This is a genomic window from Staphylococcus sp. FSL W8-1207 (assembly GCF_038003745.1).
Taxonomy (GTDB): domain Bacteria; phylum Bacillota; class Bacilli; order Staphylococcales; family Staphylococcaceae; genus Staphylococcus; species Staphylococcus equorum.
The window spans coordinates 1,699,522-1,722,107 of the sequence record NZ_JBBOPU010000001.1; the positions used below are offsets into that span (position 1 = coordinate 1,699,522).

Annotated in this window: 30 protein-coding genes and 1 other RNA gene; 6 read left to right on the forward strand and 25 right to left on the reverse strand. The window is 34.5% G+C overall.

Annotated features, from left to right (window positions below):
• Window positions 1-450: 450 nt before the first annotated feature.
• Window positions 451-624, reverse strand: a complete 174-nt coding sequence (locus NSR03_RS08520) for a VraH family peptide resistance protein (RefSeq protein WP_002512200.1) — start codon at window positions 622-624, stop codon at window positions 451-453.
• Between the two features lie 231 nt (window positions 625-855).
• Here NSR03_RS08520 and NSR03_RS08525 point away from each other — a divergent pair, with 231 nt between their 5' ends.
• The gene (locus NSR03_RS08525) at window positions 856-1,272 is read left to right on the forward strand and encodes a cytidine deaminase (protein WP_069820976.1); all 417 of its coding nucleotides are present in this window, start codon (window positions 856-858) and stop codon (window positions 1,270-1,272) included.
• 37 nt (window positions 1,273-1,309) lie between these two features.
• Here NSR03_RS08525 and NSR03_RS08530 read toward each other — a convergent pair whose 3' ends face one another.
• The 3 genes from NSR03_RS08530 to NSR03_RS08540 form a co-directional block, all read right to left on the reverse strand.
• Window positions 1,310-1,765 carry a GNAT family N-acetyltransferase gene (locus NSR03_RS08530; RefSeq protein WP_021339881.1) on the reverse strand — a complete coding sequence of 152 codons (456 nt, stop codon included), beginning with the start codon at window positions 1,763-1,765 and terminating at the stop codon, window positions 1,310-1,312.
• A 12-nt stretch (window positions 1,766-1,777) separates the two neighbouring features.
• On the reverse strand, window positions 1,778-2,197 hold the full coding sequence (fosB, locus tag NSR03_RS08535) for a FosB/FosD family fosfomycin resistance bacillithiol transferase (RefSeq protein WP_031266123.1): 420 nt from the start codon (window positions 2,195-2,197) through the stop codon (window positions 1,778-1,780).
• A 131-nt stretch (window positions 2,198-2,328) separates the two neighbouring features.
• Complete coding sequence (locus NSR03_RS08540; RefSeq protein ID WP_340719199.1) at window positions 2,329-2,478, reverse strand: GNAT family N-acetyltransferase; 150 nt, start codon at window positions 2,476-2,478, stop codon at window positions 2,329-2,331.
• A gap of 69 nt (window positions 2,479-2,547) precedes the next feature.
• On the opposite strand from NSR03_RS08540, the gene NSR03_RS08545 reads away from it, so the two are divergent.
• Window positions 2,548-3,507, forward strand: a complete 960-nt coding sequence (locus tag NSR03_RS08545) for an IS30 family transposase (protein WP_040762886.1) — start codon at window positions 2,548-2,550, stop codon at window positions 3,505-3,507.
• Here the strand turns inward: NSR03_RS08545 and NSR03_RS08550 are convergent.
• Window positions 3,499-3,759, reverse strand: a complete 261-nt coding sequence (locus NSR03_RS08550; protein WP_256092602.1) for a hypothetical protein — start codon at window positions 3,757-3,759, stop codon at window positions 3,499-3,501. The genes NSR03_RS08545 and NSR03_RS08550 overlap by 9 nt on opposite strands.
• A gap of 100 nt (window positions 3,760-3,859) precedes the next feature.
• Between NSR03_RS08550 and NSR03_RS08555 the strand changes: the two genes are divergently transcribed.
• Window positions 3,860-4,519 (forward strand): HAD family hydrolase, encoded by a 660-nt coding sequence (locus NSR03_RS08555; protein WP_069820730.1) that lies wholly within the window; start codon window positions 3,860-3,862, stop codon window positions 4,517-4,519.
• A 64-nt stretch (window positions 4,520-4,583) separates the two neighbouring features.
• On the forward strand, window positions 4,584-5,021 hold the full coding sequence (locus NSR03_RS08560) for a GNAT family N-acetyltransferase (RefSeq protein ID WP_069820729.1): 438 nt from the start codon (window positions 4,584-4,586) through the stop codon (window positions 5,019-5,021).
• 578 nt (window positions 5,022-5,599) lie between these two features.
• On the opposite strand, the gene NSR03_RS08565 is transcribed toward NSR03_RS08560, so the two are convergent.
• From NSR03_RS08565 to NSR03_RS08645, 17 genes are all read right to left on the reverse strand, one after another.
• Entirely contained in the window at window positions 5,600-5,908 is a 309-nt protein-coding gene (locus tag NSR03_RS08565) for a phage head closure protein (protein ID WP_340719200.1), read from the reverse strand.
• 417 nt (window positions 5,909-6,325) lie between these two features.
• A complete protein-coding gene (locus NSR03_RS08570; protein WP_340719201.1) occupies window positions 6,326-8,014 on the reverse strand; it encodes a terminase large subunit in 1,689 nt (562 codons plus the stop codon).
• Complete coding sequence (locus tag NSR03_RS08575; protein WP_340719202.1) at window positions 8,007-8,339, reverse strand: hypothetical protein; 333 nt, start codon at window positions 8,337-8,339, stop codon at window positions 8,007-8,009. Before NSR03_RS08575 ends, NSR03_RS08570 begins: the two co-directional genes overlap by 8 nt.
• Window positions 8,340-8,497: 158 nt before the next feature.
• Window positions 8,498-8,722 carry an HNH endonuclease gene (locus NSR03_RS08580; protein ID WP_261701502.1) on the reverse strand — a complete coding sequence of 75 codons (225 nt, stop codon included), beginning with the start codon at window positions 8,720-8,722 and terminating at the stop codon, window positions 8,498-8,500.
• A 58-nt stretch (window positions 8,723-8,780) separates the two neighbouring features.
• Window positions 8,781-9,065 carry a head-tail connector protein gene (locus NSR03_RS08585; RefSeq protein ID WP_340719203.1) on the reverse strand — a complete coding sequence of 95 codons (285 nt, stop codon included), beginning with the start codon at window positions 9,063-9,065 and terminating at the stop codon, window positions 8,781-8,783.
• A 58-nt stretch (window positions 9,066-9,123) separates the two neighbouring features.
• A complete protein-coding gene (locus tag NSR03_RS08590) occupies window positions 9,124-10,356 on the reverse strand; it encodes a phage major capsid protein (RefSeq protein ID WP_340719204.1) in 1,233 nt (410 codons plus the stop codon).
• A 1-nt stretch (window position 10,357) separates the two neighbouring features.
• On the reverse strand, window positions 10,358-10,927 hold the full coding sequence (locus NSR03_RS08595; RefSeq protein WP_285322576.1) for an HK97 family phage prohead protease: 570 nt from the start codon (window positions 10,925-10,927) through the stop codon (window positions 10,358-10,360).
• Window positions 10,914-12,119 carry a phage portal protein gene (locus NSR03_RS08600; protein ID WP_340719205.1) on the reverse strand — a complete coding sequence of 402 codons (1,206 nt, stop codon included), beginning with the start codon at window positions 12,117-12,119 and terminating at the stop codon, window positions 10,914-10,916. Before NSR03_RS08600 ends, NSR03_RS08595 begins: the two co-directional genes overlap by 14 nt.
• 192 nt (window positions 12,120-12,311) lie before the next feature.
• Complete coding sequence (locus NSR03_RS08605) at window positions 12,312-12,668, reverse strand: pathogenicity island protein (protein WP_340719206.1); 357 nt, start codon at window positions 12,666-12,668, stop codon at window positions 12,312-12,314.
• Between the two features lie 300 nt (window positions 12,669-12,968).
• Window positions 12,969-14,426, reverse strand: a complete 1,458-nt coding sequence (locus tag NSR03_RS08610; protein ID WP_340719207.1) for a virulence-associated E family protein — start codon at window positions 14,424-14,426, stop codon at window positions 12,969-12,971.
• Window positions 14,427-14,439: 13 nt separating this feature from the next.
• Window positions 14,440-15,327, reverse strand: coding sequence for a primase alpha helix C-terminal domain-containing protein (locus NSR03_RS08615; RefSeq protein WP_340719208.1), 888 nt, complete (start codon window positions 15,325-15,327; stop codon window positions 14,440-14,442).
• A 92-nt stretch (window positions 15,328-15,419) separates the two neighbouring features.
• Window positions 15,420-15,728, reverse strand: a complete 309-nt coding sequence (locus tag NSR03_RS08620; RefSeq protein ID WP_340719209.1) for a hypothetical protein — start codon at window positions 15,726-15,728, stop codon at window positions 15,420-15,422.
• Window position 15,729: 1 nt separating this feature from the next.
• The gene (locus NSR03_RS08625; protein WP_103301596.1) at window positions 15,730-16,077 is read right to left on the reverse strand and encodes a hypothetical protein; all 348 of its coding nucleotides are present in this window, start codon (window positions 16,075-16,077) and stop codon (window positions 15,730-15,732) included.
• A 4-nt stretch (window positions 16,078-16,081) separates the two neighbouring features.
• Window positions 16,082-16,258, reverse strand: a complete 177-nt coding sequence (locus tag NSR03_RS08630; RefSeq protein ID WP_340719210.1) for a hypothetical protein — start codon at window positions 16,256-16,258, stop codon at window positions 16,082-16,084.
• Window positions 16,255-16,869: a BRO-N domain-containing protein gene (locus tag NSR03_RS08635; protein WP_340719211.1), complete on the reverse strand. Its 615-nt coding sequence runs from the start codon at window positions 16,867-16,869 to the stop codon at window positions 16,255-16,257. The genes NSR03_RS08630 and NSR03_RS08635 overlap by 4 nt, the downstream gene beginning before the upstream one ends.
• Before the next feature lie 14 nt (window positions 16,870-16,883).
• Complete coding sequence (locus NSR03_RS08640; protein WP_340719212.1) at window positions 16,884-17,102, reverse strand: helix-turn-helix transcriptional regulator; 219 nt, start codon at window positions 17,100-17,102, stop codon at window positions 16,884-16,886.
• 1 nt (window position 17,103) lies between these two features.
• Complete coding sequence (locus tag NSR03_RS08645) at window positions 17,104-17,322, reverse strand: helix-turn-helix transcriptional regulator (RefSeq protein ID WP_340719213.1); 219 nt, start codon at window positions 17,320-17,322, stop codon at window positions 17,104-17,106.
• Between the two features lie 138 nt (window positions 17,323-17,460).
• Here NSR03_RS08645 and NSR03_RS08650 point away from each other — a divergent pair, with 138 nt between their 5' ends.
• Both NSR03_RS08650 and NSR03_RS08655 read left to right on the forward strand, forming a co-directional pair.
• Window positions 17,461-18,036 carry a helix-turn-helix domain-containing protein gene (locus tag NSR03_RS08650; RefSeq protein WP_002512180.1) on the forward strand — a complete coding sequence of 192 codons (576 nt, stop codon included), beginning with the start codon at window positions 17,461-17,463 and terminating at the stop codon, window positions 18,034-18,036.
• A 2-nt stretch (window positions 18,037-18,038) separates the two neighbouring features.
• Complete coding sequence (locus tag NSR03_RS08655; RefSeq protein ID WP_340719214.1) at window positions 18,039-19,145, forward strand: tyrosine-type recombinase/integrase; 1,107 nt, start codon at window positions 18,039-18,041, stop codon at window positions 19,143-19,145.
• Window positions 19,146-19,252: 107 nt separating this feature from the next.
• Here the strand turns inward: NSR03_RS08655 and ssrA are convergent.
• The 3 genes from ssrA to rnr all read right to left on the reverse strand — a co-directional run bounded on the left by ssrA (window position 19,253) and on the right by rnr (window position 22,586).
• Window positions 19,253-19,614, reverse strand: a transfer-messenger RNA (tmRNA) gene (gene ssrA / locus NSR03_RS08660).
• Window positions 19,615-19,720: 106 nt separating this feature from the next.
• Window positions 19,721-20,185: an SsrA-binding protein SmpB gene (smpB, locus tag NSR03_RS08665; protein ID WP_002508246.1), complete on the reverse strand. Its 465-nt coding sequence runs from the start codon at window positions 20,183-20,185 to the stop codon at window positions 19,721-19,723.
• A 22-nt stretch (window positions 20,186-20,207) separates the two neighbouring features.
• On the reverse strand, window positions 20,208-22,586 hold the full coding sequence (rnr, locus tag NSR03_RS08670; protein ID WP_069820710.1) for a ribonuclease R: 2,379 nt from the start codon (window positions 22,584-22,586) through the stop codon (window positions 20,208-20,210).

Genomic DNA, 22,586 nt, shown 5'->3' on the forward strand with positions numbered 1-22,586 from the left:
GCTTCTTTTTATTTAAAATCAATGAGTTTATTCAACTTATACTTAATACTCACAAACAAAAAAAGGCTTAGCCATTGTGGCTAAGCCTTTTGATATGGAGATACGGGAGTTCATTAAAGCATTTATGTATCAATTCATTAAAATTTATAATCGTATTTTCACTTTTCTTTATTGTTATTATTACATTTATTTATCGTGGCTTTTATTTTGCTTTTTACGGAAATAAAAATTTAAAAATATAAACATTAGCCCAATCATTATGAATACACTATGACTTATAATTTCCAATAAAATAAATCTATCTAAATCAAAAAACACTAAATACAATTGGCTATAAAATTAATATAACCAATAAATATATAACTACTTTATTAGAAGTTAGATACTTCGCAATAATAATGCACACTTTTTTATGTTATCCAATGTAATCCAGACATTCTCATAGAGTTATTATTTCTCTAAAACATCCTCATTTAAGATTAAAAATGCTATAACACCTATTGGTACACCTAATAATGGTGTTACAAATATACTTGCTATAATGATATAAAAAACTAGCATCCAAACATCATCAGATTCCCATTTTTTATTTAATAAATAATGCCACATCTCTTTTAAACTCATTAAAAAATCACCTCTATATACCAACCAATATATTTTTATTTAAAAATATATTATCACACTCACACTATAATAAAAACCGCATATTTATATATGAGGTTTTAACTTAAAAGTATTACCTCAAATGTTAGTTTTAATAACTCAATAACTTTCCTTCTTTCATAAGAAATATCCCCTAATCATTTCCAGTTATAGTAGTATTGATTTATATAAATATTTTTCGGAGGTACGTTTATGAATATTGAACAGAAACTTTTTGAAGATGCTAAAAACTTGATAAAAGAAAGATATCCAAATGGATGGGGTGGTGCAGCTGCAATGTATTCAAAAAATGGAAACACTTATACATCTGTTGCGCCAGAAATTATAAATGCCTCTAGTGCTTTGTGTATTGAAACAGGGGCAATATTAGATGCACATAAATATCAAGACATTATTACTCATTCAATTTGCGTTGTAAGAGATGATGAATATAGTGATTGTAAAATACTTACACCTTGTGGTACATGTCAAGAAAGACTATTATATTGGGGAAATAAAATTAAAGTCGGTGTAACAACTGATAATAAGCAACCACAATACAAATTTTTAAATGATTTACAGCCTTACCATTGGACTAAAGCTTATGATGACATTGAATTCTCAGAATAAATTTAATAAACATTAAGTCAACTATTTTTAGTTGGCTTTATTTTATATTATCTATACTTTTCGAAAATCCAGATGATTTGTTCTCAAAACCATTATTTTTATAAAAACTATGAGCAATATCCCTTCCTTCTCTATTTCCACTATTTAAAGTGATTGCTTTGCATCCTAATTGAGTTGCTAACGTTTCTGACTCTTTTAATAAAAGTGTTCCATATCCTTCTTCTCTATAATTAGAATTAATTACGAATGCTAGTAAACGCATATATTCACCATCTTTTTCATAAAAAAGCATTTTACACATACCACTCAAGCCGATTATTACATCATTCTTAATTAAAAGTAACAAATAATAATCTGTATGATTATATATCTTTTTCAAACGGCTGATTAATGATTCTTTTGTTGTTGGATAACCTAAATCTTTATATAAACCTAGCAACTCATCTATCCGATTAATGTCATTCTCTTCAAATAATCTTGTTTCTATTGTCATAATATAACCTACTTATATATAAAATTTCATATGTGGCTTTTCTTCTTTATAATATTCTAATCTATCTTGCAACGTACCTGTATGCAATTCTAACTTGTGGCCGTCTGGATCAGTGAAGTATATTGACTGTTTATCTCTTACGTCTCTATTACGTCCTTCTAATATATTAACGTTGTTATCTTTTAACCATTGATACCAGTCGCCAAGTTCACTTTCATCTATTGTAAATGCCATGTGTGTATATGAGTATTGAATTTCATTTCTAGGTATATTTTTTTCTTCATTTAACGCTAGCCACAGACCACCTAATGTGAAATACGCTGTTTTGCCACTCTCTACTAAAATTTTAGCTTTTAATATATCTTTATAGAAAGCAATAGATGTCTTAATATCCGATACTGAATAAGTCACGTGATTTATAGATTGAATCATAAAAAAATCCTTTCATATTTATAATCACTTCAATTTTTTCTCCATACGATAATTTGTAGTTTCGAAACCCATTTTATTATATAAAGATACAGCTCGCTTATTGTGTCCGAATACATGCAAACCAATACTTTCTACTTCTTTATTTTGCAGTATTCTTCTATACATTCCATCGTTTTTGTACCTAAACCTTGCCCTCTATATGTATCTTTAATTTTAATATCATAAATAAAACATTTCTTTTGTTCTTTAACTTTCGCCGATTGTAAAATTAAGCTAGACACATAAGAAAAGCCACTCGTGATACACTCAAAATGAATTTCCAACCAAAGAAATCATAGGAGTGATCACGAATGACCTACACCCATCTTAGCACGGATGAATTGATAATAATAGAAGCCTATTTCCATCAAAATAGCTCTGTCACAAAGATTTCAAGACAGATGGGCCGGGCCCGTCAAACAGTGCACAATGTGGTGACTTTTCTGAAAGACGGGCACACGGCACTGGATTATTACAAGCGCTATAAGCAGAACAAGAAACGCTGTGGTAGAAAACAGACTGTACTACCCGCCGATCAACATCTCTATGTTGAAGAAAAAGTCGCTCAGGGCTGGACCCCCGATGTGATTACTGGTCGCGAGGAACACCCAATTAATTGTTCGGGACGGACACTGTACCGGCTATTCAAACGTCAGCAGTTTGATATTTCTACACTGCCGATGAAAGGCAAGCGAAAACCAAACGGTCATAAGGAACGCCGGGGCAGACAGACATTCAAACGGAACATTTCTGAAAGAGAGACGGATTATCCGGCATTCAACGAAGAATTTGGTCATCTTGAAGGCGACACGATTGTCGGTGTCCACCATAAAAGTGCCATCATTACATTGGTTGAACGCCTGTCAAAAGCCATCATCACGCTAAAACCCGAAGGCAGAACAGCGAAGGATATCGAAACCACGCTCAACACATGGTGTCATCAGGTGCCCAGAAACCTGTTCAAATCCATTACATTCGATTGTGGCAAAGAATTCTCGAATTGGCGGTCAATCAGTAATCAGAATGATCTTTCCATCTATTTCGCTGATCCGGGCACCCCTTCCCAGCGCGGGTTGAATGAACATTCCAATGGGTTATTGCGGACAGATGGATTGCCTAAGGGGATGGATTTCAATCAGGTGGACCAGCGGTTTGTTTCCTCCGTCTCTACCAGAAGGAACCATATCCCCAGAAAGTCATTGAATTATCAAACCCCGTTGGAAGTATTTATGAGTTACATGGATGTAGGTAAACTGTCTAGCTTATTTTGACAAACGAAGTTTAAATATATGTAACCATAAATAACCTATATCTACATTATTATAAATCACAGATAGTAAATATTGATTACTTGTATTTAACCCCTCAGGCAGTAAATTTTCAAATTCTGTACGCGCTCTTTCAATTGATCCATCTTTCTCCCAATCACCACTTTTAACATGTTCTGCAGCATATTCAATTATACTTTTCTCATAAAATGCTTTGAAAGTTCGCTGATTCATGTTTTCTAAGTAAAGACTCATATTTAATCCCTCCTTATTCTAATAACTACTTTGAATTATATGATATCATTGTTTAAATTGATTGAATATTCAAATAATAAAATTAGGGAGTATTAAAATTATGATAAAAGCAATTTTATTTGATTTAGATGGAACAATTTTAGATAGACCTTCTTCGTTAAATAAGTTTATGGATTATCAATATGACAAATTCATTAACTATCTAAACCATATTGATAAAAATACTTTCAAAAGGAAATTTATTGAATTGGATCAAAATGGTTATGTTTGGAAGGATAAAGTTTATACACAATTAATAGATATCTTTAATATTAATCATATAACCGCTGACATTTTACTAAATGACTATATCAACAATTTCAGAAAACATTGTTTACCATATCCAAATCTAAAAGAATTGTTAGATATACTCATCTCAAAGAATTACAAAATAGGTATCATCACAAACGGAAAATATCCTTTCCAATACAATAATATTAAAGCATTAAAAATCGAACACTACATGGATGTCATTTTAGTTTCGGAAAAGGAAAACATCAAAAAGCCTAATCCTCTTATTTTTGAAAAAGCAGCTAAAGAATTAAATGTAGGTTTATGTGAGTGTATTTTCATCGGTGATAGTTTTAAAAACGATTATGAGGCATCTAAATTAGCAGGAATGCATAGTATATACAGATTTAATGGAGAAAATGATATTCCTAATGTAACTGATATTATTCAAAATTTGTATGAACTAACTGGTATTATTAAAAAATGTTAATGAGCCCATATAAATTATTCGTTAATATTATATATTTATAATTAAAATGAAAAGGTGGATACGCATGGAATTCAGAAAAATTCAAAATGAAGATTACAATAATTGTGCAAAAAATTTAGTTTCAGCTTATAAGGGACCTCCATGGTATAATAATTGGACTGAAAAAGAAGCGTTACTTAGAATTGAAGCTACAATGAGCGGCTTTAATTCTAGAGGTTATGTCATTGAAGAAAATCACAAAATAATAGCCATGTGCATAGGTAGAATAGACTATTATTTTAGTGGCATGAACCAATTTTGCATCGGCGAATTCCATGTCGTCCCTGAATCCCAAAACAATGGTATAGGTAAAAAATTAATAAATTCTGTCTCTAATTCACTCAAACTTAGTGGAATATATAAAATTTTTCTGATTACAGGTGGAGGACTAGCAGCAAATTTTTATACAAAAAATGGATTTATAAAAACAAACGAAGGAATCATGATGGAACTCGAATTATGATTAAAATAAACGATATCAATTACGTGCAACATTGAGATTTGAAATAAATATCAACTTAAATACAAAAAAGGCTTAGCCACAATGGCTAAGCCTTTTGATATGGAGACGGCGGGAGTTCATTATACCGTTCATCTATACATTTAAATATCGCTATAAGTATTGTCATATCAATGTTTAAATTGTCTTATAACATCAGTGTAAAATGTTAAAATTGAAAAAACAACATATTTTTGGGGCAACATACACGTATTCGTTTTAGTTCAGCTGAACCACAACGTAAAAAAATACCATTATCTATAGTTATATGTTATAATAAACTTGTCTTTGAATTTCAATTGGCATATTTCCTATAATAATGTGATTTGTGAGATTTCATTTATTTGTGGAGAATGACCTTTGATTAGTTCCCACCACTAGGCTTATCACCTAGTGGTTTTTTGTGTATCAATATCCACTTTATCATTTCTCGATGCAATACAGACGCTCTCACAGAACGGAAAAATACCCCTACCCTGAATTAAGGTAGAGGTTGGCGAAAGATTGAAAATCTCTATTTTGATTTTACCACTTTTACTATACTAAGAAAATGCTTTAGCAAATATAGTTAGCGTTTGATTTCTTCCATCATCATTAGTTACTGAATGAATATTATAATCTTTATTTCCCCACTTGATACGTTGTGTAGTGTCTATGCCTTCACGGTAACGAATAATAAAGCGTGTAGGTTGCTCACTAGCAGTCACACCTTCGTAATTGTATTCAGAACCTTTTAACGTCTTAATGTCTGCCCACGGACGACCTATAATTTCTTCTCCATTTGCACCGGGAAGTGGTCCACTGCTTACTTCTTTATATACTTTAATCCTGTTATTAAAATGATATGCCATTTGTTTCACCTCACTTATATATTTTCGACGTCGAAAGATTTGAAATTCGTGTACGTACATGAATTTGTTTTGTCGACAAAACATTTGCGACGACGTCGTCGTATTTTACTCGCATGCGAGTAATTTGAAATTCTGATACGTACCATAATTTTACATACGGACTTTTTTGTCCGTTTGCCGTTACTTTTTTGAGCAATAGTACGCGCCCTTTTTTGACCGTGTACTTTTACATATTGGTTAAACTTTTTTGTCCGACCAAAACTAATAATTGAGCCGTGTGATTCCTTAACTTTAAGGACTCTGAATATCGAAGCGCTTCTACATTTTAACCGAGCCAAATACGGACTCGTTAATTCAGACAATCCAAATGTAGATTCTCTATCAAAGCCCAAATTTGGACTCTGAAGTCGTGTTTCGCTACATCGCCCTCAAGAATTGCTCGTAACTATCAAACAATCCTACATAAGCATCTAACATGGACGCTGTGCCATCTATTCTACGTTTTGGTGATTGATTCTTAATAGGTACGATGTTTCCGTTCCTATCTGTTTCTACACCTGTATTAGTCAAGCACCACTTCAATATTGGATTATTATTATAATTGATTTTATGCTTCTCTAAATCTGCGCCCATATTCTGCATTGGTAAACTTAATGTTTTAGCCCCTTGTGGTGTACGAACCAATTTAAAACCGTATGCTTCCATTTCATCTACCCAATACCTAGCCGAATAGTTATCGTAATATATCCACAGTGGCGTAATATCAAAGTCATTTAACATTTCTAGGAACCAGTCTGTGATGTCGCTGTAGTCGATTGTATTGCCACTACATAGCCTTAATAATCCCTGTTCATGCCATTTGTCATACGGTATCTTATCCTCGTCTACACGCTTTCTGAGGTTGTCCTCAGGCAACCAATACATTTGATGAACGTATCTTATTTCAGTTTCAGGGTCTATAAATAATAATGTGGCACAACTTAAATCTGTAGTGATTGAAAGGTCTGCTCCTCCAATCGCATAAGTACCTGCAAAGTCTTTAATATCAAATGTACTTTCGTTATTGATAGCTTCAAACGTAAGCCATGCACTATTGGTTACTTCACGTATATTGAAATCTTTTGTTAAGATACCCGTTAAGTCATTAGGATTATTCTTGGCACGTGCCACCTTGCGCTCTAAGTCATCAACTTTTTTAGATACACCTAATGCAGGATTGGACTTTTGCCATCTATCAGGCATTTTATATTCTGCCTTATGATCTAACTCATACATAATAGGCAAGAAATTATCATCTTCAAAATTACCATCTACCACATTACAAGCGTACTCGTACAAGTCATCAAATATTGTGCCACGATGTGTGCCTGCTGTTGTAATCATGATTAGTAAAGGCTGTGTACGTGCTGACTGTGACTGTTTCATTACTTCGTATAAATTTCTATCTTGGATTGAGTGCAATTCGTCAATAACCACAAGATGAGCATTAAGCCCATCAAGTGAGTTAGAATTTTTACCTAACGATTGCATCTTACTGAAATTGTGAGCGAAATATAAATCACTCTTACGCTTACGAATATTTTTATTTAAATCAGGGCTTTGCTTAATCATTTCATGTGCTTGGTCGAATAGTATATTTGCTTGGTCACGCTTAGATGCCACAGAATACACTTCTGCGCCACTTTCACCGTCTGCAATCATCATGTACAATGCAATTGCGCTCAACATAGTTGTCTTACCATTCTTACGACCGACAAAGAAAAATGATTCAGTGTAACGCCTGTAGCCTGTTTCTTTATCCACAAATCCAAAGAGAGCCGAAATGTAGGCTTTCTGGAATAAGTCTAATATCAAAGGCTTACCAGCTAACTCACCTTTTGAGTGCCTACAAAACATTTCTATAAATTGTATTGCTCGATTCGATTTAGCTTCATCAAATTTGTATTTCGGGTGGTCTTTCATATCCTGAACGAGTTTCTGATATTGTTTCTTAACTCTATTTGAAACAGTAATATTACCACTTTCTATTTCTTGGTAATACTGTTCAATGTAGTTGTTTGATCCGTTTAGTTCAGCTGAATCAAACGGTGTATTTTCATTAGGCATTGCTTACAAAGTCCATAAATTTATCGGATTCATCAGACTGTTCAGGTAGTAAGGATAAGAGTTGTTTTAGTGTTGCGTTGTACTTCGTCACAGTGGCATTGTAAGACTTCATAGCAGGGTTTTCTTTGAGATACTCTTGTTCTCCCTGTTTGAATATATACGTGGCACCATGAAGCTGTACGGTAGCTTTAAGCTCGTCCATTGTTTCTTTCATGAATGTTAATTCTTCCAGTAGATCATATGCCACTGGTTTATTGATGTTTTCTTCTTGGTCAATTTGTGCTTTAAAATCTTCTAAGTTAATTGATTTATATAATTTTTTCATATAATTCTCCTTTTAGTATACTTTTTATACCTTTAAATATTCTAAATATCGTGTGGAGGAGAAATTAACTCCCCACCTCGTTCCCCGAGCTACCTTTTTCAAAAATTAAAAGTGGGGGGACTAAATATTTTCATAAAATTAATTTTTATTTTTATAAATTATTTCTTTGTTAAGTTTCCATTACTATCAAACTTTAAATCTTCACGAGTTGCTGACACTTGGAAATGCTCTCTGTTATGGCAGTCTTGACATAATGCTTCGAGATTATCCCAATTCAAAGTTACCATTGGATCATTCGCATTGGATTGATTCAACCAAACTTTATGATGGCAAATTGTCGCAAGTCCTCCACATCGTTCGCATATAAAATGCTGTGACGACATATAACCGTATCTGCACTTCTCCCACTTACTGGACTTGTAAAAGGATTCGTTTATACTCCTAGCCATCGTATGAGCGTCCTAATGCTGTTAATGATACCAATAAGCCATCTATTGTACGTTTAAGCCTCATACTGTCCTGTGTCTGTGGGTCGAACCATAACTGCAATATAAACTTAGCTGTTGTTTGTGCTAATGGATTCGATAGTTCTCCATCGTCCCAATCTTTACCAGTCGTTAAGTATAAGTAGTCTGGTATCGATTCTATCAATGGCGTTATAATATCATCATTGTAATCACCATCTATACGCAAAGCATTGCGCCCTTCTTCTATTGTTATAATCATGTACTCACTCCTTATAAGAAAGGACACCAGCTTTAACTGATGCCCTAACTGTTATATATTAGACTTCTGGTGTAGCTGCTGCTAACTTAACAAATGCTTCATCTACTAATGGCTTACAATCTGCAATAGCCATTGCTCTAAAGTCAATCAAGCCACTACGGAATGATGATTCAGTTGATTTCTCTAATGCAATGCCTTGTGGTAAGTTAAAGCCTGCATATTGGAAGTTACCTAATAGAATCGTGCCATCTTCGATATGGTCATCTAGGATTACCTCTTTGCCGAAGATATAGCCAACACTTTCATTTTGAGCATCTTGGATAAATATTGGGCGTTGGTTTGCGTCCATCACACCGTATACAGTGTTATATAAAGTTGCGTTACTCATAGCAAATTTAGCACCTGCATTATATCCACGTTGCATTAACGCTAATGCTTTTGTGAAGTCTGTATATGCACCTGTAAGCTCTACAGTGTTTGATGTGTCCCATGTGATACCAGTTAAGATGCCTTGACCTTGTTCTGTACCTGTACCGTTCACAAGTGCATAGTCGATTGTTTCCACGACTGCTTGCGTTAATTCTTGAACAAGATATTGTTCAAATGCTGAAATACTCATTGTTTGAGCTTTCACACTGATTGAGAATACTTTTACAATCTCATTGCCTTCAAATTGAATATTCACAGTATCAGGGCGTTCTGCTTGTACTTCTTGCCCCTCAACGTGCCAGTTAGCCATTGATGACGGTGTACCAATTGGGATACGAATCTTAGTCGGAATATTAAAGTTGCGTACATGTGAAATTAATCCACCTTGTTTACGTGCTTTAGAAATTACTTCATTTAACGTTTGTTCTGGTAAAACTGCGCTTGAATTACTTGAAGATGCAAAACCTTCGGCACGTGTTTCAACCTCTTGTGCTGTATTAAATGCACGTTGTTCGATATTTGATAAGTCTTGTCCTAACATTGTTTTAAAGAATGCTGAACGATATTCGTTAGATTCAAAAATAGTATCCTTATTGATTTCTTGCTGTCCTCTGATTTGTCCACCTGTAATTGGGTTGTATGAACGATTTTCCACGTTGCCATCTCCTTTACCTTCATTATTTCCTTTATCTTGAATATTTGCTTTAGCTTGGTTTAAGCCTTCGATTTCTACATTTAATTTTGTAACATCTGCATCAGGGTCATTCTCGATTGTGCCTTTAATTTCGCCTGCACGTGTTTCGATTTCTTCTAAACTTGAGTTTCTATAATGGTTAAATGCTTCTTGTACTGTATTGAACATATTATTTAATCTCCTTTGTAAATAACTTATTTAAATTGATTTTAGCTTTTTGGTATTGTTCAAAACGCAATTCTGCGTTCTGTATCTGACTTCGAGCTTCCACACTAGCTTCTTGATAAGCTGGATAATTCACAATGGAAAACTCTAATACTTTATCAATCTTATTAATTGTTCTAGTTCTAGTATTCACATCGTAATCATTACCTTGATTACTACATGTAAATCCGAAAGACATGCCTGTCATATCGCCCCTGCTAACTGCCTGAAAACAAGAGCGTGCTTCTTCTGTATCTGGTAAGGTTGCCCTCATATGCAAACCAACCTCATCAGTCCATAATTCCATTGTCTTAGGTGACTTTGCTAATGGTATTCGATTCATATCATGTGACACTAACAACCTTGTATCATTGAGCTTTAAGCCATCTAATGCACTACGTTTAATTACTTCTGTATATGTGCCTGTAGGTGTCTTAATAAGTGCTGGTTTATCAAAGACAATTGGTGTACCCTCAAGTACCATCTCCCCATTTTGAGAATCAGTTTGTATTTCTGCTGATCTAATTTCCTTCATCGGTGTTATCCCCCTTATCTCCCATTTGGTAATTCTTAGCTAGCGTCTTTTCAATATAATTAAGTGACTGTATACGTTCGTCCCCATCTTCTACATTAGGTAAGTTGAGTAAATCCAACGCTTGGTTAATCGTGAGTACGCCCAACGGTAACAATTCTTTAATAACATTCGTTTTCGATTTATTACTTGCATACTGTAATTTAGATGATTCAAATACAATACGATTCGCAAACGCCTTCTCACGTTCACTGAATATCTTTTCAGTTAATTCTGATGATATTTGTATCGCAAAAGGTTCGACGATAGACTCGAAAAATGCTTGCCATTGGTCTTCGTTATAGTTACCAGTCACAATTGATTCATTAATACCGAGATAGTCGTATATCTTTTGTTTAACTGCATCTACCTGTGACGTGTCTATTTGCACATCTGATACATTTAACGGTTGGTAATCCATTGACTGATCTATTGGCACCACGCCGCCATTATTAGCCATTGAAAAATAATTATTCATAAATTCTTCTTTAGCTTCTTTTAACTTACTTGGACTTAATGCTTGGTTGTATTTCACAATGCCACGTATTTGAGCCGAGTTTTTAATTGCTTCTTGCAGACCTTGATTTTGCGTATGTGCCAATTCTAAGGCTCCCATAATCGCATCGTTACTATCGCCTAGTAGCTCGTTACTGTTAAAGTGTCGGCGTAATATTGCCACCTCTGATATATGGAAGTGAACAATCTTACCTTCTTTGAACAGACATTTGATATATACTTCGCCTGCACCATCTACCACAAACTCAACACTATTCGGTGTAAGTGGGTATAGCCCCGATAAGTTACCTCGATTATCCTTTTGTACTAATATAAAAGCGTTATTGTATAAAAAGTATTGTGTTGTAATCTTGTACAAGAAATCGTAACCACTCATATATGGATTCGGTCTATCTTGTAATAATCTATTTAATTTAGAATTTTTCGTTTCATTTTTAGAATTATCAATCACATGCTTACCACTTAACTTAGCAACGTGTCGTGCGATTGCATCTACTGCTGAACGGTATATATCATTGTCATATGCTTGTCCTGTAAACGATGATAGTGATTGAAAGCCACCACTTAACATTTCAAAATTCTTCGTTTGTTGTTCCTTATATTGTTCTAGTCCTAGCATTTTATCTATCCATTTTGGCAAACTGTCTCACCTACTTATTATTAATTTTTATACTTGATATACTTTTTATACTTATATTCATCTATATTATACCACATCAGGGTATACAATTCCATGTTTGTCAAGGGTTTATACGTTATTTAGATATAAAATATCTTGAATATCTGTGATATGGTTCACCGGTGTTACATTTGAGGTTAAATTTAGTGTTATTTAATTTAATATTGGCTTACTTGTGGAAAATGCTACAGGCAACCAATGTGGTTTTTTCGTACCTGCTCTTTTCGGTATTGGTAAATCTATCCCCTTACCATCAATGATGTAATATAAAGGCTGACAAGCGTCCATATATATTTTTTCTTCGGCCATTAATTCTGTAATGATTTCTATAGCTTCCTTATTCCAATCAATCCAGAATATGAGCGTTTTATTATTCGTACCTGTCAAAGATAGATCGCCTTCATAATCGAAACCGTGTTCATCAAATATCCTTTCGATTTCTACAAACGATGTTTCTTCATGACCATCTACATATTCAAATACTTTTTGTTTAATATTATTTTTATTCATTGTTGTCCTCCTAATATCTTATGCTGTCACCCTAGTAAAGTGACAGTCCCTTTTAAAATTTGTGTAGAGTGACGGGTTAACCCTTAGAGCCACATGCGTTTAGCCTCAAGTGTCACCGTGTCACCCTAAAAAACCCCAGACTTTCAAATATATATACATTCTTGTATTATTTTTTTAAACTTTTAGCCTACTTATTACAGTGACAGAGTGACAGTGACCCTATAAACGTTGGTATATCAATGTTTTGCCTGTCACTCAAGGTGTCACCCTAGACTTTTTGATACAGTGACAGAGTGACGGTTACTTTTTATCATCGTGTAATTCTTCATGATATGATTTTAAATTTACTGTGAAGCCTTTAACTCTACCTATACCGTCACCAAACCTTAATTTGTCATGCTCTTGCGTGGTATATATACTATTTCTTAAAGTTTCATTTATTTGTCTCAACTCACTGCGTTTAGGGATTCTATCGTTTTTTAAAGCTATATGCCAAATTTCATGAGCAGATACTTTATCTCGCCACTCGTAAGATCCAGGTCTACTATTTTTTAATTCTATTGTTTTACCATCGGCATAAGTTTTTATATAGTCTGTTTCTATATATTCCCCCATGACCCAGCGCTTTTCATCTAAAGATCTATACCAATAATCTGATGGTATAGGTTTCTTAATCATTTGCTCAACAATCCCTTGATAAGGGTCTGCCTCTGTATGAGATTCTTGTAGCATTAAGGCTGTTTCAGAATCTTTTTCATCAAGAATTAAACTTTCACCTTTATCATAATAATACTTAGATTCGGCCCAAAGCTGTTGTACAAATTCAGAAGTCATATCCTCAAATAAATCACCAGTATTTTTATTTTGGCCCACGACTACTGGTAAAAACCTCCTATTTCCTGTACTATCTTTTAAAAATTCAGCATCGTTAGTTGTTCCTATAAAAATACATTGTCTAGGGTGCGGTTCAACTAATCGGCCATAAGAAGAACGGTAATAGTCTATAGGTGTACTAATAAAAGCCTTAGCTTCACCTGTAGTAGATTTTTTCAATGCTTCTAGTTCTTCAAGTTCACAAATCCAACTACCCTGTAACTTTTTCTTATCTTCATCATCTTTCAACTTTCCAATGGAAGGATTGTAATAACCCCCTCCTAATCTCTTACATAATTCTGACTTTCCTAACCCTTGACCACCCATCATCGTTAATACAGTATCAAATTTACACCCAGGTTTATAAACACGTGCTACAGCCCCCACTAATGTTTTACGAGTTACCGAACGCACATATTTCGTATCATCTGCACCTAGATATTTTATTAACAATTCATCGACTCTTTTTACGCCGTCCCATTCTTTTGATTCAATCATCGAATGAATAGGGTGATAACTGTTAGCATATGCTTCGTGCATAACCATTTTCAGAATTTTATCATCTGAAAAATCAATACCGTAATTTGTCTCAAAATGACGTTGCATTTCACTAGAATCATAATCTAACCAATAATAACGCTCATCGCTTTTTTTACGCCAATAAGGAAAACGTTTCAATTTAATCCTATATTCCATCAAATCATATTGAATTAAATCCTTTACATTTTCATCATTTTCAAGAATCAACTCACCATTACGAAAGTATTTAGCGTACCCAGTACCACTTTTATTAGTTACTAACTCACTTTGCCAATTTTCTTGTTGGTTAATTTCTTGTAATTTATTCATATTTTCAAATACATCTTCTTGTGTTACTACTGTCATATCCCGTCCCCCTCTAGTTGTTCATATGCTTTTTGAGTATTGAGTTAAATGTTTTATTAATTTCCCCATCGTCCATCGGTGGATTACATGATTTGCCCCACGCTGTCACAAGTCCATATACAAGGTGTGCATCTACATATCTGCGTAATAGGTAGCCACTTATTGAAGCTAGCGCTTGATTGCGTTCACCTTCGCCAACACCAAACGCAAGATCACTCCAATAAGATGAATCACGTTTTTTATATTGGTTTGAGTAATTAACGGTAATTGGTTTGTCTTTTTTAGTGTTTTCGACAGCTGTCGACAACTCATTTAAATCATCGTTAGTTATAGCAGGTGCATCGTTATATTTAAAAATAAATGGTATATTCTTATCTGGCCTCACTGGTAATGCCATAGCTCTTGATGGTTGATAACTACCTTCATCAATCTTGTAACCTATTTTACGAGCGAGCGCTCGCGTGTACTTCCTATAATCATCTGCACTCACAGGCTCATTTACAGGCACCATAAGGCGTATACGTGGTTTATCTGTAGTGTGGTTATAAGTTGTGTGGAATGCCCACGAATAGCCCTCTAATTGCTTATGAATGGTATCGTTTAATCCTTTGAAATCAGTTATATCATCATAATCAAGTGCTAGGACTGAACGGTACAAAATATTAGCATCGTTCCTTTGCTTTTTAATGATACGGTCATCTTTTTCACCATCTTTAACATCACCGTAAATGACGGTACCACGTTTATATTTATAGTCGTTATTTCTAACAGTCTGTAATGTATTGAGCCAATCACTCCAAAAATGCTCGTCTGCACTTTCAAATGATTCAGCAGATAAATTTTTATATTTAACTACATTTATTTTAAAGTCGTTTTGTAATTTTATTTGATTAAATCCCATTGAATTTGCCCCTCCTACTATAAAAGCAAGGCGCGAAATGGTATAATTAATATATAAATAAGCCCATTCCACGCTTGTTTTATAAAATTCACTTACGCGTTATCTTCGCTTTGGTCGGCAGTAGATAATGCGTTTTTTTCTTGCTTAACATTCTCTTGAATATCATCGTGCATGTTCTCAATATCTGTTCTAATCGCTTGTAAAGTGCTTGAAACAATATAAATTTGCTTAATGTTGTTATTAATAGCTTGGTGATATATAGGCTGATTCTTCTTGACTGCATATTCTCTTTCATCTTCTAATTCTGATGATTCCATTCCAAGGTAGTCCAATACGGCTTGTACCTTATTTCTCAAATCTGCAAACTCAAGGTTTTCTTGTACTTTTTCTGTGTATAACATATTATTTACTCTCCTTATAAAAATTAATAATTTTATTATCTTTGCCTAACTGAACATTTATACCGTAAAAGGCACAAACATTTTTAAGTCGTTTCGCTTTCTGCTCGAATCCTTTTATCGATTTATGAAAATCTTCATACAAACAATTAATTTCTGGTTCAATATCATCTAATGCGATATTCGCTATTGCATTCGCTCCTAAATTATCTCCTTCTTCTCTATAGGCTTTTACTTTTTCACTTAATACACCTACTAACTCTGAAAGTCTGTTCATCTCTCCATTTAAGGAATAAACTTTATTAGAAGCACTCACCATTTCTTCAAAAGCATTTAAAATATCATTATTCATTTCCCTAATCCTCCAATAATTGTTTTTTAATTTTTCTATCGTTAAACCATTCTGTTATAGCCCATGATGTAAACGCTAGTGGTGTGTATAAAGCCAAACTATTAAATATATCTTCTGTCACATAACCTACTGCAAATGAAGTCAATGAGCTTGCTGTGATCAAAATTCCAAATAATTTCATGATTTCACCCCGTACTTATCATAGATACTTTTACTTACTTTAATGTCTAAGTTAAAATTGCTTTTAGCTTCGGTTAATTTCACAACATCATCTAAGATGACCTGACGTACTTCTAACATCGCTGGCGTCATATCGTCCTTACCAATCATCTTTTCATAGCCAAACGCTGTAGAAACGGCTTTATTTGCGATTGTGTTAGCTTTAATAAAATTAATAGGCTTATCACTTTCTAATGCACCACGTAACACCTGCATCGCTTTCTTTTGATGTTCCTTATCTAACATACGGAATACTTCATATGATTCTAAGCCACTAGCATGTCTTAATTCTTTCAATATCTGTTTGACCCAATTTTTGAATTCTTTTGCTTCGAGCTTACGACTATTAAATATCGCTTCGTATATACCTACTTCAGAAATAATTACAGCTTTTTGTTTACCTTTTAAGGTGTCCACATTATGGACAGCCTTCTCTGATTCATCTAATAGCCTAGTCATATGCGGTGCATGTGAATATCCTAATACCTTCGCAACATCACTTGCTACTGCCCAATGTTCCCCGTCCTTCTCAATGAACCTCATTTCTTCATTGCCAAAAATTTGTTTATTCATTTCTTTTCCTCCTTTTATGATCCTACTGTTATTGAATTACTGAAAAGTTGGTCTATAGGCATTTCATATAATTCAGATAAAATTTTAGCTTCTGGGAGCGTGAAGTTGGCTTTGTTTAGCTCTTTCAAAGAATATCTTTCTTTTGAGATACCTAACTTATGAGCAACGAAAGCCTGATTATGACCATGTTCCTTACGTTGAATATAAAGATGGGGATATGCTAGTTTTTTCATTTTATTTTGCCTCCTCTTTTAAATAAATTTCTACATTTAGCGGAAAAAGATTTTCTAGTGAAACATCTAAAGCCTTCGCAATTTTATAGGCACTATTCATTGATGGTGTTGTCTTATTATTTTCAAACAATGAAATTGCCGCTGTACTTAAACCTGTAATCCTAGCTAATTCTTTCTGCTTTAGATTTTTATTAATTCTCAAATCTTTCATATTGCTCATACTTAAAACCTCCTTTTTAACTGCAGCAAATATTTGCTATAGCTAAATTTAACCATAGCTAAAAAAAATTGTCAAATAAAAATTTACTGCAGTTAAAATTAATGGTACTCTTAAAGCAAAGAAAAATGAGGTGTAACAATGGATATAGGACAAAATATCAAAAAAATAAGGAAAGAAAAAAAGATAACTTTAGAAGAATTGAGCAAGAAAACCGGCTTTTCTGCTGGCTACATTTCGCAAGTTGAAAATGGAAAAAGAGAAAAACCTTCCCGTGAATTTTTGAAAAGTATTACTTATGGTCTCGATGTTTCCGACACATATTTAACTACAGGAAAGAAAACACTGACTGATTTATCTGAGGATGAACTCAAAAAGAGTTGGGAAAAATCACAGAATAGTTTTAAAGAATCTAGAAAGAAATTCAGGGGAGAAATTGATAACGATTTAAAGGAAATTCTCTCGATGGAATTAGGTTATACAGAAGAGATATTTTTATCAGCAGCGTTAAATTTCCTAAGGAACTCCACAGGAAATGACCTCGCCATAATAACTGGAATTTTAAAACAATATAATGATTACAATCGTATTTATTACATCACTGAAGATAAAGAACCATTGCTTCAAGATATCGAAAACATGAAAGAACAAATTGAAGTTCTTTTTCAAACTCGTTATGGTATTGCTGTATATGAAAAACCTGAAAAGAGTGATTAAAATTGCAACACGACTTAAAACTATCCCACAACATCTATAAAGATGCTAAACGTGGTACATATTACTTCCGTATCAAATACTATGAGAAAACGGGAGAACGCAAAGAAATTAAACGTACTGGATATAAGCAACGTAAAGAAGCTGTGAAGGCATGTAACGCTTATATGGACGAATTAGAGGGTATTGGTAAGATTAATCAATTACCGTTCGATGAATTGGTACAAGAGTATGTTGAGTGGTATTCTGCACGTCGTAAAGCATCAAGTTTAAAATCACTTAAGACACATACCATTAATCATTTATTACCATTCTTTAAATCAATGGACGTATTCAACATGACAACGCAAGACATTATGAAGTTTCAAAATAAGAAGATGAAAGAAGGACGTTCTGCAGAATATTTGAAGAAAATGCACGTGTTTCTAGTATCTATACTTAACCATGCTATGAAGTATCATGATCTAAAACAAAACGTTGCATCATTAGTAGGTAATTTTGAGATTGAGACACAGAAACGCTTAAATTACTGGACGTTAGAACAATTCAATCAATTTCACAATATGCTGCCTAATTTGCAACAAAAAGTATTTTTCAAGCTATTATTCATGAGTGGCGCACGTAAGGGAGAGATTAGAGCGCTCACATGGGACGATGTAAACTTTGACGATGATTATATCCATATAAACAAAACGGACTATCACGGTATCGTGACAGCCCCTAAAACGAAAGCGTCCACACGTGATATATACTTACCTGCTCACATGATGGACGACTTACAAGAATATTTAATTTGGTATAAAGATAATAATATTTATAAATCTAATTATGTACTATTTGGCACATTTTTTAAAGCATTTAGTGAAAGTGCTATTGATAGATGGTTTACTGGTACACTTAAAAAGCTTGATGAAACATTGCCTGACGGTGAAACTTTCCCACGTATTGTTATCCACGAACTAAGACATAGCCATGCTTCAATGCTTGTCAATCATGGTGCTAGTCCTATGATTATAGCGCAGCGATTAGGTCATTCATCTACAGAAGAAGTAACATCACGCTATGGGCATTTGTACCCTTCCACTCAAAAAGAAATAATAAAATATTTATGACTTTGTCCAACTGTTGGACGAAGTTTTTTTATTGCTTGGGGCAAAACTGGGGCAATATTGGGGCAACAAAAATAAAAAGCCCTTAACCACAAGGGTTAAAGGCTACATAGTGGAGACGGCGGGATTCGAACCCGCGTCCAGAGGTCCTGATACAGATCTTTCTACGTGTGTAGTCTATCATTGAGTTTCGCATAATGGTAAGTGATAGACGGCCATCATTATGCTAGTTTGATTAATCTCTTCTAGGCAGACTTCAAACGGCAGTGCCTAGCGTATCCTACTAAAGGTTGAATCGCGGTTAACGGCACATAGGAGATGTCGTTAGGCGATGCAGAGTGCTATTACGCAGCTACTGCGAAATTATTGTTTTCTTTGCCAGTTATTATAACTGTGTGTGTTAGTGACGGAGACAACCCTCCGACACGCTTAACCTGCTCATGGTACCCCTGTCGAATCCAAAAACGCCCCCTAAATAGTATAAAATGCACTTCCTGTCCACTTCACGCTTATCGCTCAGCTTTTTAGAAAGCACATATTATATTACCAAAGATCAGGGTCTTTGGCAATATATCCGCTTAATAACGGTCTTTCATTGCTCTATCCATATCACGTTTTACTGCTTTATCTTTCAATGCTTGTCGCTTATCGTAATTTTTCTTACCACGTGCAACACCTAGCAATACTTTACAGTGTCCATGTTTTAAATAGAGTTTCAATGGCACAATCGAATAACCTACTTCTCTCGTACGCTCACCTAATTTTTCAATTTGACGTTTGTGCAATAAAAGTTTACGTGAACGGCGAGGATCATGGTTAAAGCGATTGCCTTCTTCGTATGGGGCAATATGCATATTATTAAGATACATTTCACCGCGATTAACTTGCGCATAACTATCTTTAAGATTGGCACTGCCACGACGAATTGACTTAATCTCAGTCCCTTGTAACACAATGCCCGCTTCAATCGTATCTTCAATGACGTAATCATGTCTGGCTTTACGATTTTCAGCTAGTGTTCCTGGTGATTTTTTCTTTGGCATTGAGTTTCACCTCTTTGTTGAGTTATTTTTTCTTCTTACGTGCTTTATTTTTCACATTTTTATCTTTATAAAATGGTTTGTGTTTTGTATTACCACTATTTGATTTATCGTTGTTACGCTGATTTTTACCTCTGCGTTGTTTGTGTTTCGTTTTATCCTTGCTATCACCTTTAGATTTATCTGATGATTTGCCACGAGGATTCGCTTGGATTGTCTTACCACGTGAAGGTCTTTGACTGCGTTCATTTTTAGGTAACGGCATACCAACGATTTGGAAATCAATCATGCGCTCATCTACGTCCACGTTGATGACTTTAATTTGAACTGGGTCGCCTATACGGAACACTTTAGCCTGACGTTCACCAATCATTGCCATTTGACGTTCATCGAAATGGTAAAAATCGTCTGTCATATTCGAAACGTGTACCATGCCTTCAATCGTATTTGGTAATTCCACAAACATACCAAAATTAGCAACTGAACTTATAATACCTTCGAATTCTTCGCCAACATGTTGTACCATATATTCTGATTTTTTAAGTTCATCTGTATCACGTTCTGCTTCAATCGCTCTACGTTCTCTTTGAGATGTATGATCAGCAATTTCTGGTAACAGTGCTTCCCATTTTGACTTCTCTTTATTGTTCATAGATTGTTCTACAATATATTTACGTATTAATCTATGTACGATTAAATCAGGATATCTACGTATTGGTGATGTGAAATGTGTATAGTATTCAGCTGATAAGCCAAAGTGTCCTAAGTTTACATCATCATAGCGTGCTTGTTGCATTGAACGTAACATCATTGTTGAGATAACCATTTGTTCTGGTTGGCCTTCAACTTCTTGTTGAATCTTTTGTAATGTTGAAGGATGGATTTCTTCTCCTGTACCTTGAATCATTAGTCCAAAATTCGTAATAAAATCAAAGAACTTGCGTAAACGTTCTGATTTTGGTTGTTCGTGAACACGGTATATGAATGGTACTTCTAAGTGATCGAAGTGTTCTGCTATCGTTTCATTTGCTGCAAGCATAAATGACTCGATTAAGCGTTCTCCTTCACCACGTTTTCTTAATTCTACATCTGTTGGGATACCTTCTTCATTAACGATTACTTTTGCTTCACTAATATCGAAGTCGATTTCTCCACGACGTCTTCTCATGTTAACTAAGCGTTGTGATAGATCTTGTGCTAAGTCTAACATTGGTGTGACTTCACTGAATTTTTCACGTGTGTCTGCATTTTGATCTGTAATGATTTCATTCACTTCATCATATGTCATACGATAATTTGAATGTATCACACTATCAAAAATCTCATGATTAACGACTTCTCCACGTTCATTAAACTCCATACGACAGCTTAATGTTAAGCGGTCAACGTCTGGATTTAAAGAACATATACCGTTACTTAAGCGGTGTGGAATCATAGGAATTACACGGTCAACTAAATAGACACTTGTAGCTCGACTATATGCTTCTTCATCTAAGGCTGATCCTTCAGTAACATAATAACTAACGTCAGCGATACTGACTGTCAATTGCGTATGACCATTGCTTAGCTTTTTAATACCAATTGCATCATCTAAATCTTTTGCATCCGCGCCATCAATTGTAATTGTAAGTTCATCACGTAAATCGCGACGGCCTTCAATTTGTGATGGTTCAATTTCATCCGGCACTGCTTCAGCTTCTGCTAAAACATTGTCTGGAAATTCAATTTCAATGCCATGTTGATAGATAATTGACAATATATCTACCCCTGGATCATTTTTATGGCCTAATATAGCCGAAACTTGTCCTTCTGGATTGTTTGTACCATCTGCGTACTTCGTGATCTGTACAAGTACTTTATGACCGTCTACAGCGCCTAAGTTATGTCCTTTGGCGATAAAGATGTCTTGCATAATACGTTTATCATCTGGTAATACAAAACCGAAATGGCGTGCTTCGCTAAACGTACCAACCACTTGTGTGACTGAATGCGTTTCTATCGATTTCACTTCGCCTTCTAGCTTACCTTTATGTTCACCTTTTGAATTTTGTACTTCTACTAGGACCGTGTCACCGTCCATGGCTCTATTAATTTTTGTAGGTGGGATAAAGATATCATCCATTTCACCTTCTTCTGGACGTAAGAATGCAAAGCCTTTTTTATTCTGGCTTAGTTTACCCTTCACCAATTTTGATTGTTGGGATTTGTTAGATTCCTTGCGTTGATATCTATCTGTTTTTGTACGTTGAATTAAACCTGTTTGTTCTAATTCAACAAGCACCTTAATTAAGTCTCTAAATGAGTCGGCACTATTTAAACCTAATGCGTCTTGAAAATCAGATACAGACATGGGTTCATAATCTGGTTGTTTAATAATTTCTTCAATGGCTGGTTTTAAATTCAT

Coding starts and splice junctions, on each gene's coding strand:
- NSR03_RS08520 (WP_002512200.1), bottom strand. CDS start 624: ATGAGTTTAAAAGAGATGTGGCATTATTTATTAAATAAAAAATGGGAA.
- NSR03_RS08620 (WP_340719209.1), bottom strand. CDS start 15,728: ATGTTATACACAGAAAAAGTACAAGAAAACCTTGAGTTTGCAGATTTG.
- NSR03_RS08575 (WP_340719202.1), bottom strand. CDS start 8,339: ATGAAAAAATTATATAAATCAATTAACTTAGAAGATTTTAAAGCACAA.
- NSR03_RS08640 (WP_340719212.1), bottom strand. CDS start 17,102: ATGAAAAAACTAGCATATCCCCATCTTTATATTCAACGTAAGGAACAT.
- NSR03_RS08650 (WP_002512180.1), top strand. CDS start 17,461: ATGGATATAGGACAAAATATCAAAAAAATAAGGAAAGAAAAAAAGATA.
- NSR03_RS08625 (WP_103301596.1), bottom strand. CDS start 16,077: ATGAATAATGATATTTTAAATGCTTTTGAAGAAATGGTGAGTGCTTCT.
- NSR03_RS08570 (WP_340719201.1), bottom strand. CDS start 8,014: ATGCCTAATGAAAATACACCGTTTGATTCAGCTGAACTAAACGGATCA.
- NSR03_RS08580 (WP_261701502.1), bottom strand. CDS start 8,722: ATGTCGTCACAGCATTTTATATGCGAACGATGTGGAGGACTTGCGACA.
- NSR03_RS08645 (WP_340719213.1), bottom strand. CDS start 17,322: ATGAGCAATATGAAAGATTTGAGAATTAATAAAAATCTAAAGCAGAAA.
- NSR03_RS08550 (WP_256092602.1), bottom strand. CDS start 3,759: ATGAGTCTTTACTTAGAAAACATGAATCAGCGAACTTTCAAAGCATTT.
- NSR03_RS08610 (WP_340719207.1), bottom strand. CDS start 14,426: ATGACAGTAGTAACACAAGAAGATGTATTTGAAAATATGAATAAATTA.
- NSR03_RS08605 (WP_340719206.1), bottom strand. CDS start 12,668: ATGAATAAAAATAATATTAAACAAAAAGTATTTGAATATGTAGATGGT.
- NSR03_RS08555 (WP_069820730.1), top strand. CDS start 3,860: ATGATAAAAGCAATTTTATTTGATTTAGATGGAACAATTTTAGATAGA.
- NSR03_RS08560 (WP_069820729.1), top strand. CDS start 4,584: ATGGAATTCAGAAAAATTCAAAATGAAGATTACAATAATTGTGCAAAA.
- fosB (WP_031266123.1), bottom strand. CDS start 2,197: ATGATTCAATCTATAAATCACGTGACTTATTCAGTATCGGATATTAAG.
- NSR03_RS08590 (WP_340719204.1), bottom strand. CDS start 10,356: ATGTTCAATACAGTACAAGAAGCATTTAACCATTATAGAAACTCAAGT.
- NSR03_RS08545 (WP_040762886.1), top strand. CDS start 2,548: ATGACCTACACCCATCTTAGCACGGATGAATTGATAATAATAGAAGCC.
- rnr (WP_069820710.1), bottom strand. CDS start 22,586: ATGAATTTAAAACCAGCCATTGAAGAAATTATTAAACAACCAGATTAT.
- NSR03_RS08585 (WP_340719203.1), bottom strand. CDS start 9,065: ATGATTATAACAATAGAAGAAGGGCGCAATGCTTTGCGTATAGATGGT.
- NSR03_RS08525 (WP_069820976.1), top strand. CDS start 856: ATGAATATTGAACAGAAACTTTTTGAAGATGCTAAAAACTTGATAAAA.
- NSR03_RS08635 (WP_340719211.1), bottom strand. CDS start 16,869: ATGAATAAACAAATTTTTGGCAATGAAGAAATGAGGTTCATTGAGAAG.
- NSR03_RS08595 (WP_285322576.1), bottom strand. CDS start 10,927: ATGAAGGAAATTAGATCAGCAGAAATACAAACTGATTCTCAAAATGGG.
- NSR03_RS08565 (WP_340719200.1), bottom strand. CDS start 5,908: ATGGCATATCATTTTAATAACAGGATTAAAGTATATAAAGAAGTAAGC.
- NSR03_RS08630 (WP_340719210.1), bottom strand. CDS start 16,258: ATGAAATTATTTGGAATTTTGATCACAGCAAGCTCATTGACTTCATTT.
- smpB (WP_002508246.1), bottom strand. CDS start 20,185: ATGCCAAAGAAAAAATCACCAGGAACACTAGCTGAAAATCGTAAAGCC.
- NSR03_RS08615 (WP_340719208.1), bottom strand. CDS start 15,327: ATGGGATTTAATCAAATAAAATTACAAAACGACTTTAAAATAAATGTA.
- NSR03_RS08530 (WP_021339881.1), bottom strand. CDS start 1,765: ATGACAATAGAAACAAGATTATTTGAAGAGAATGACATTAATCGGATA.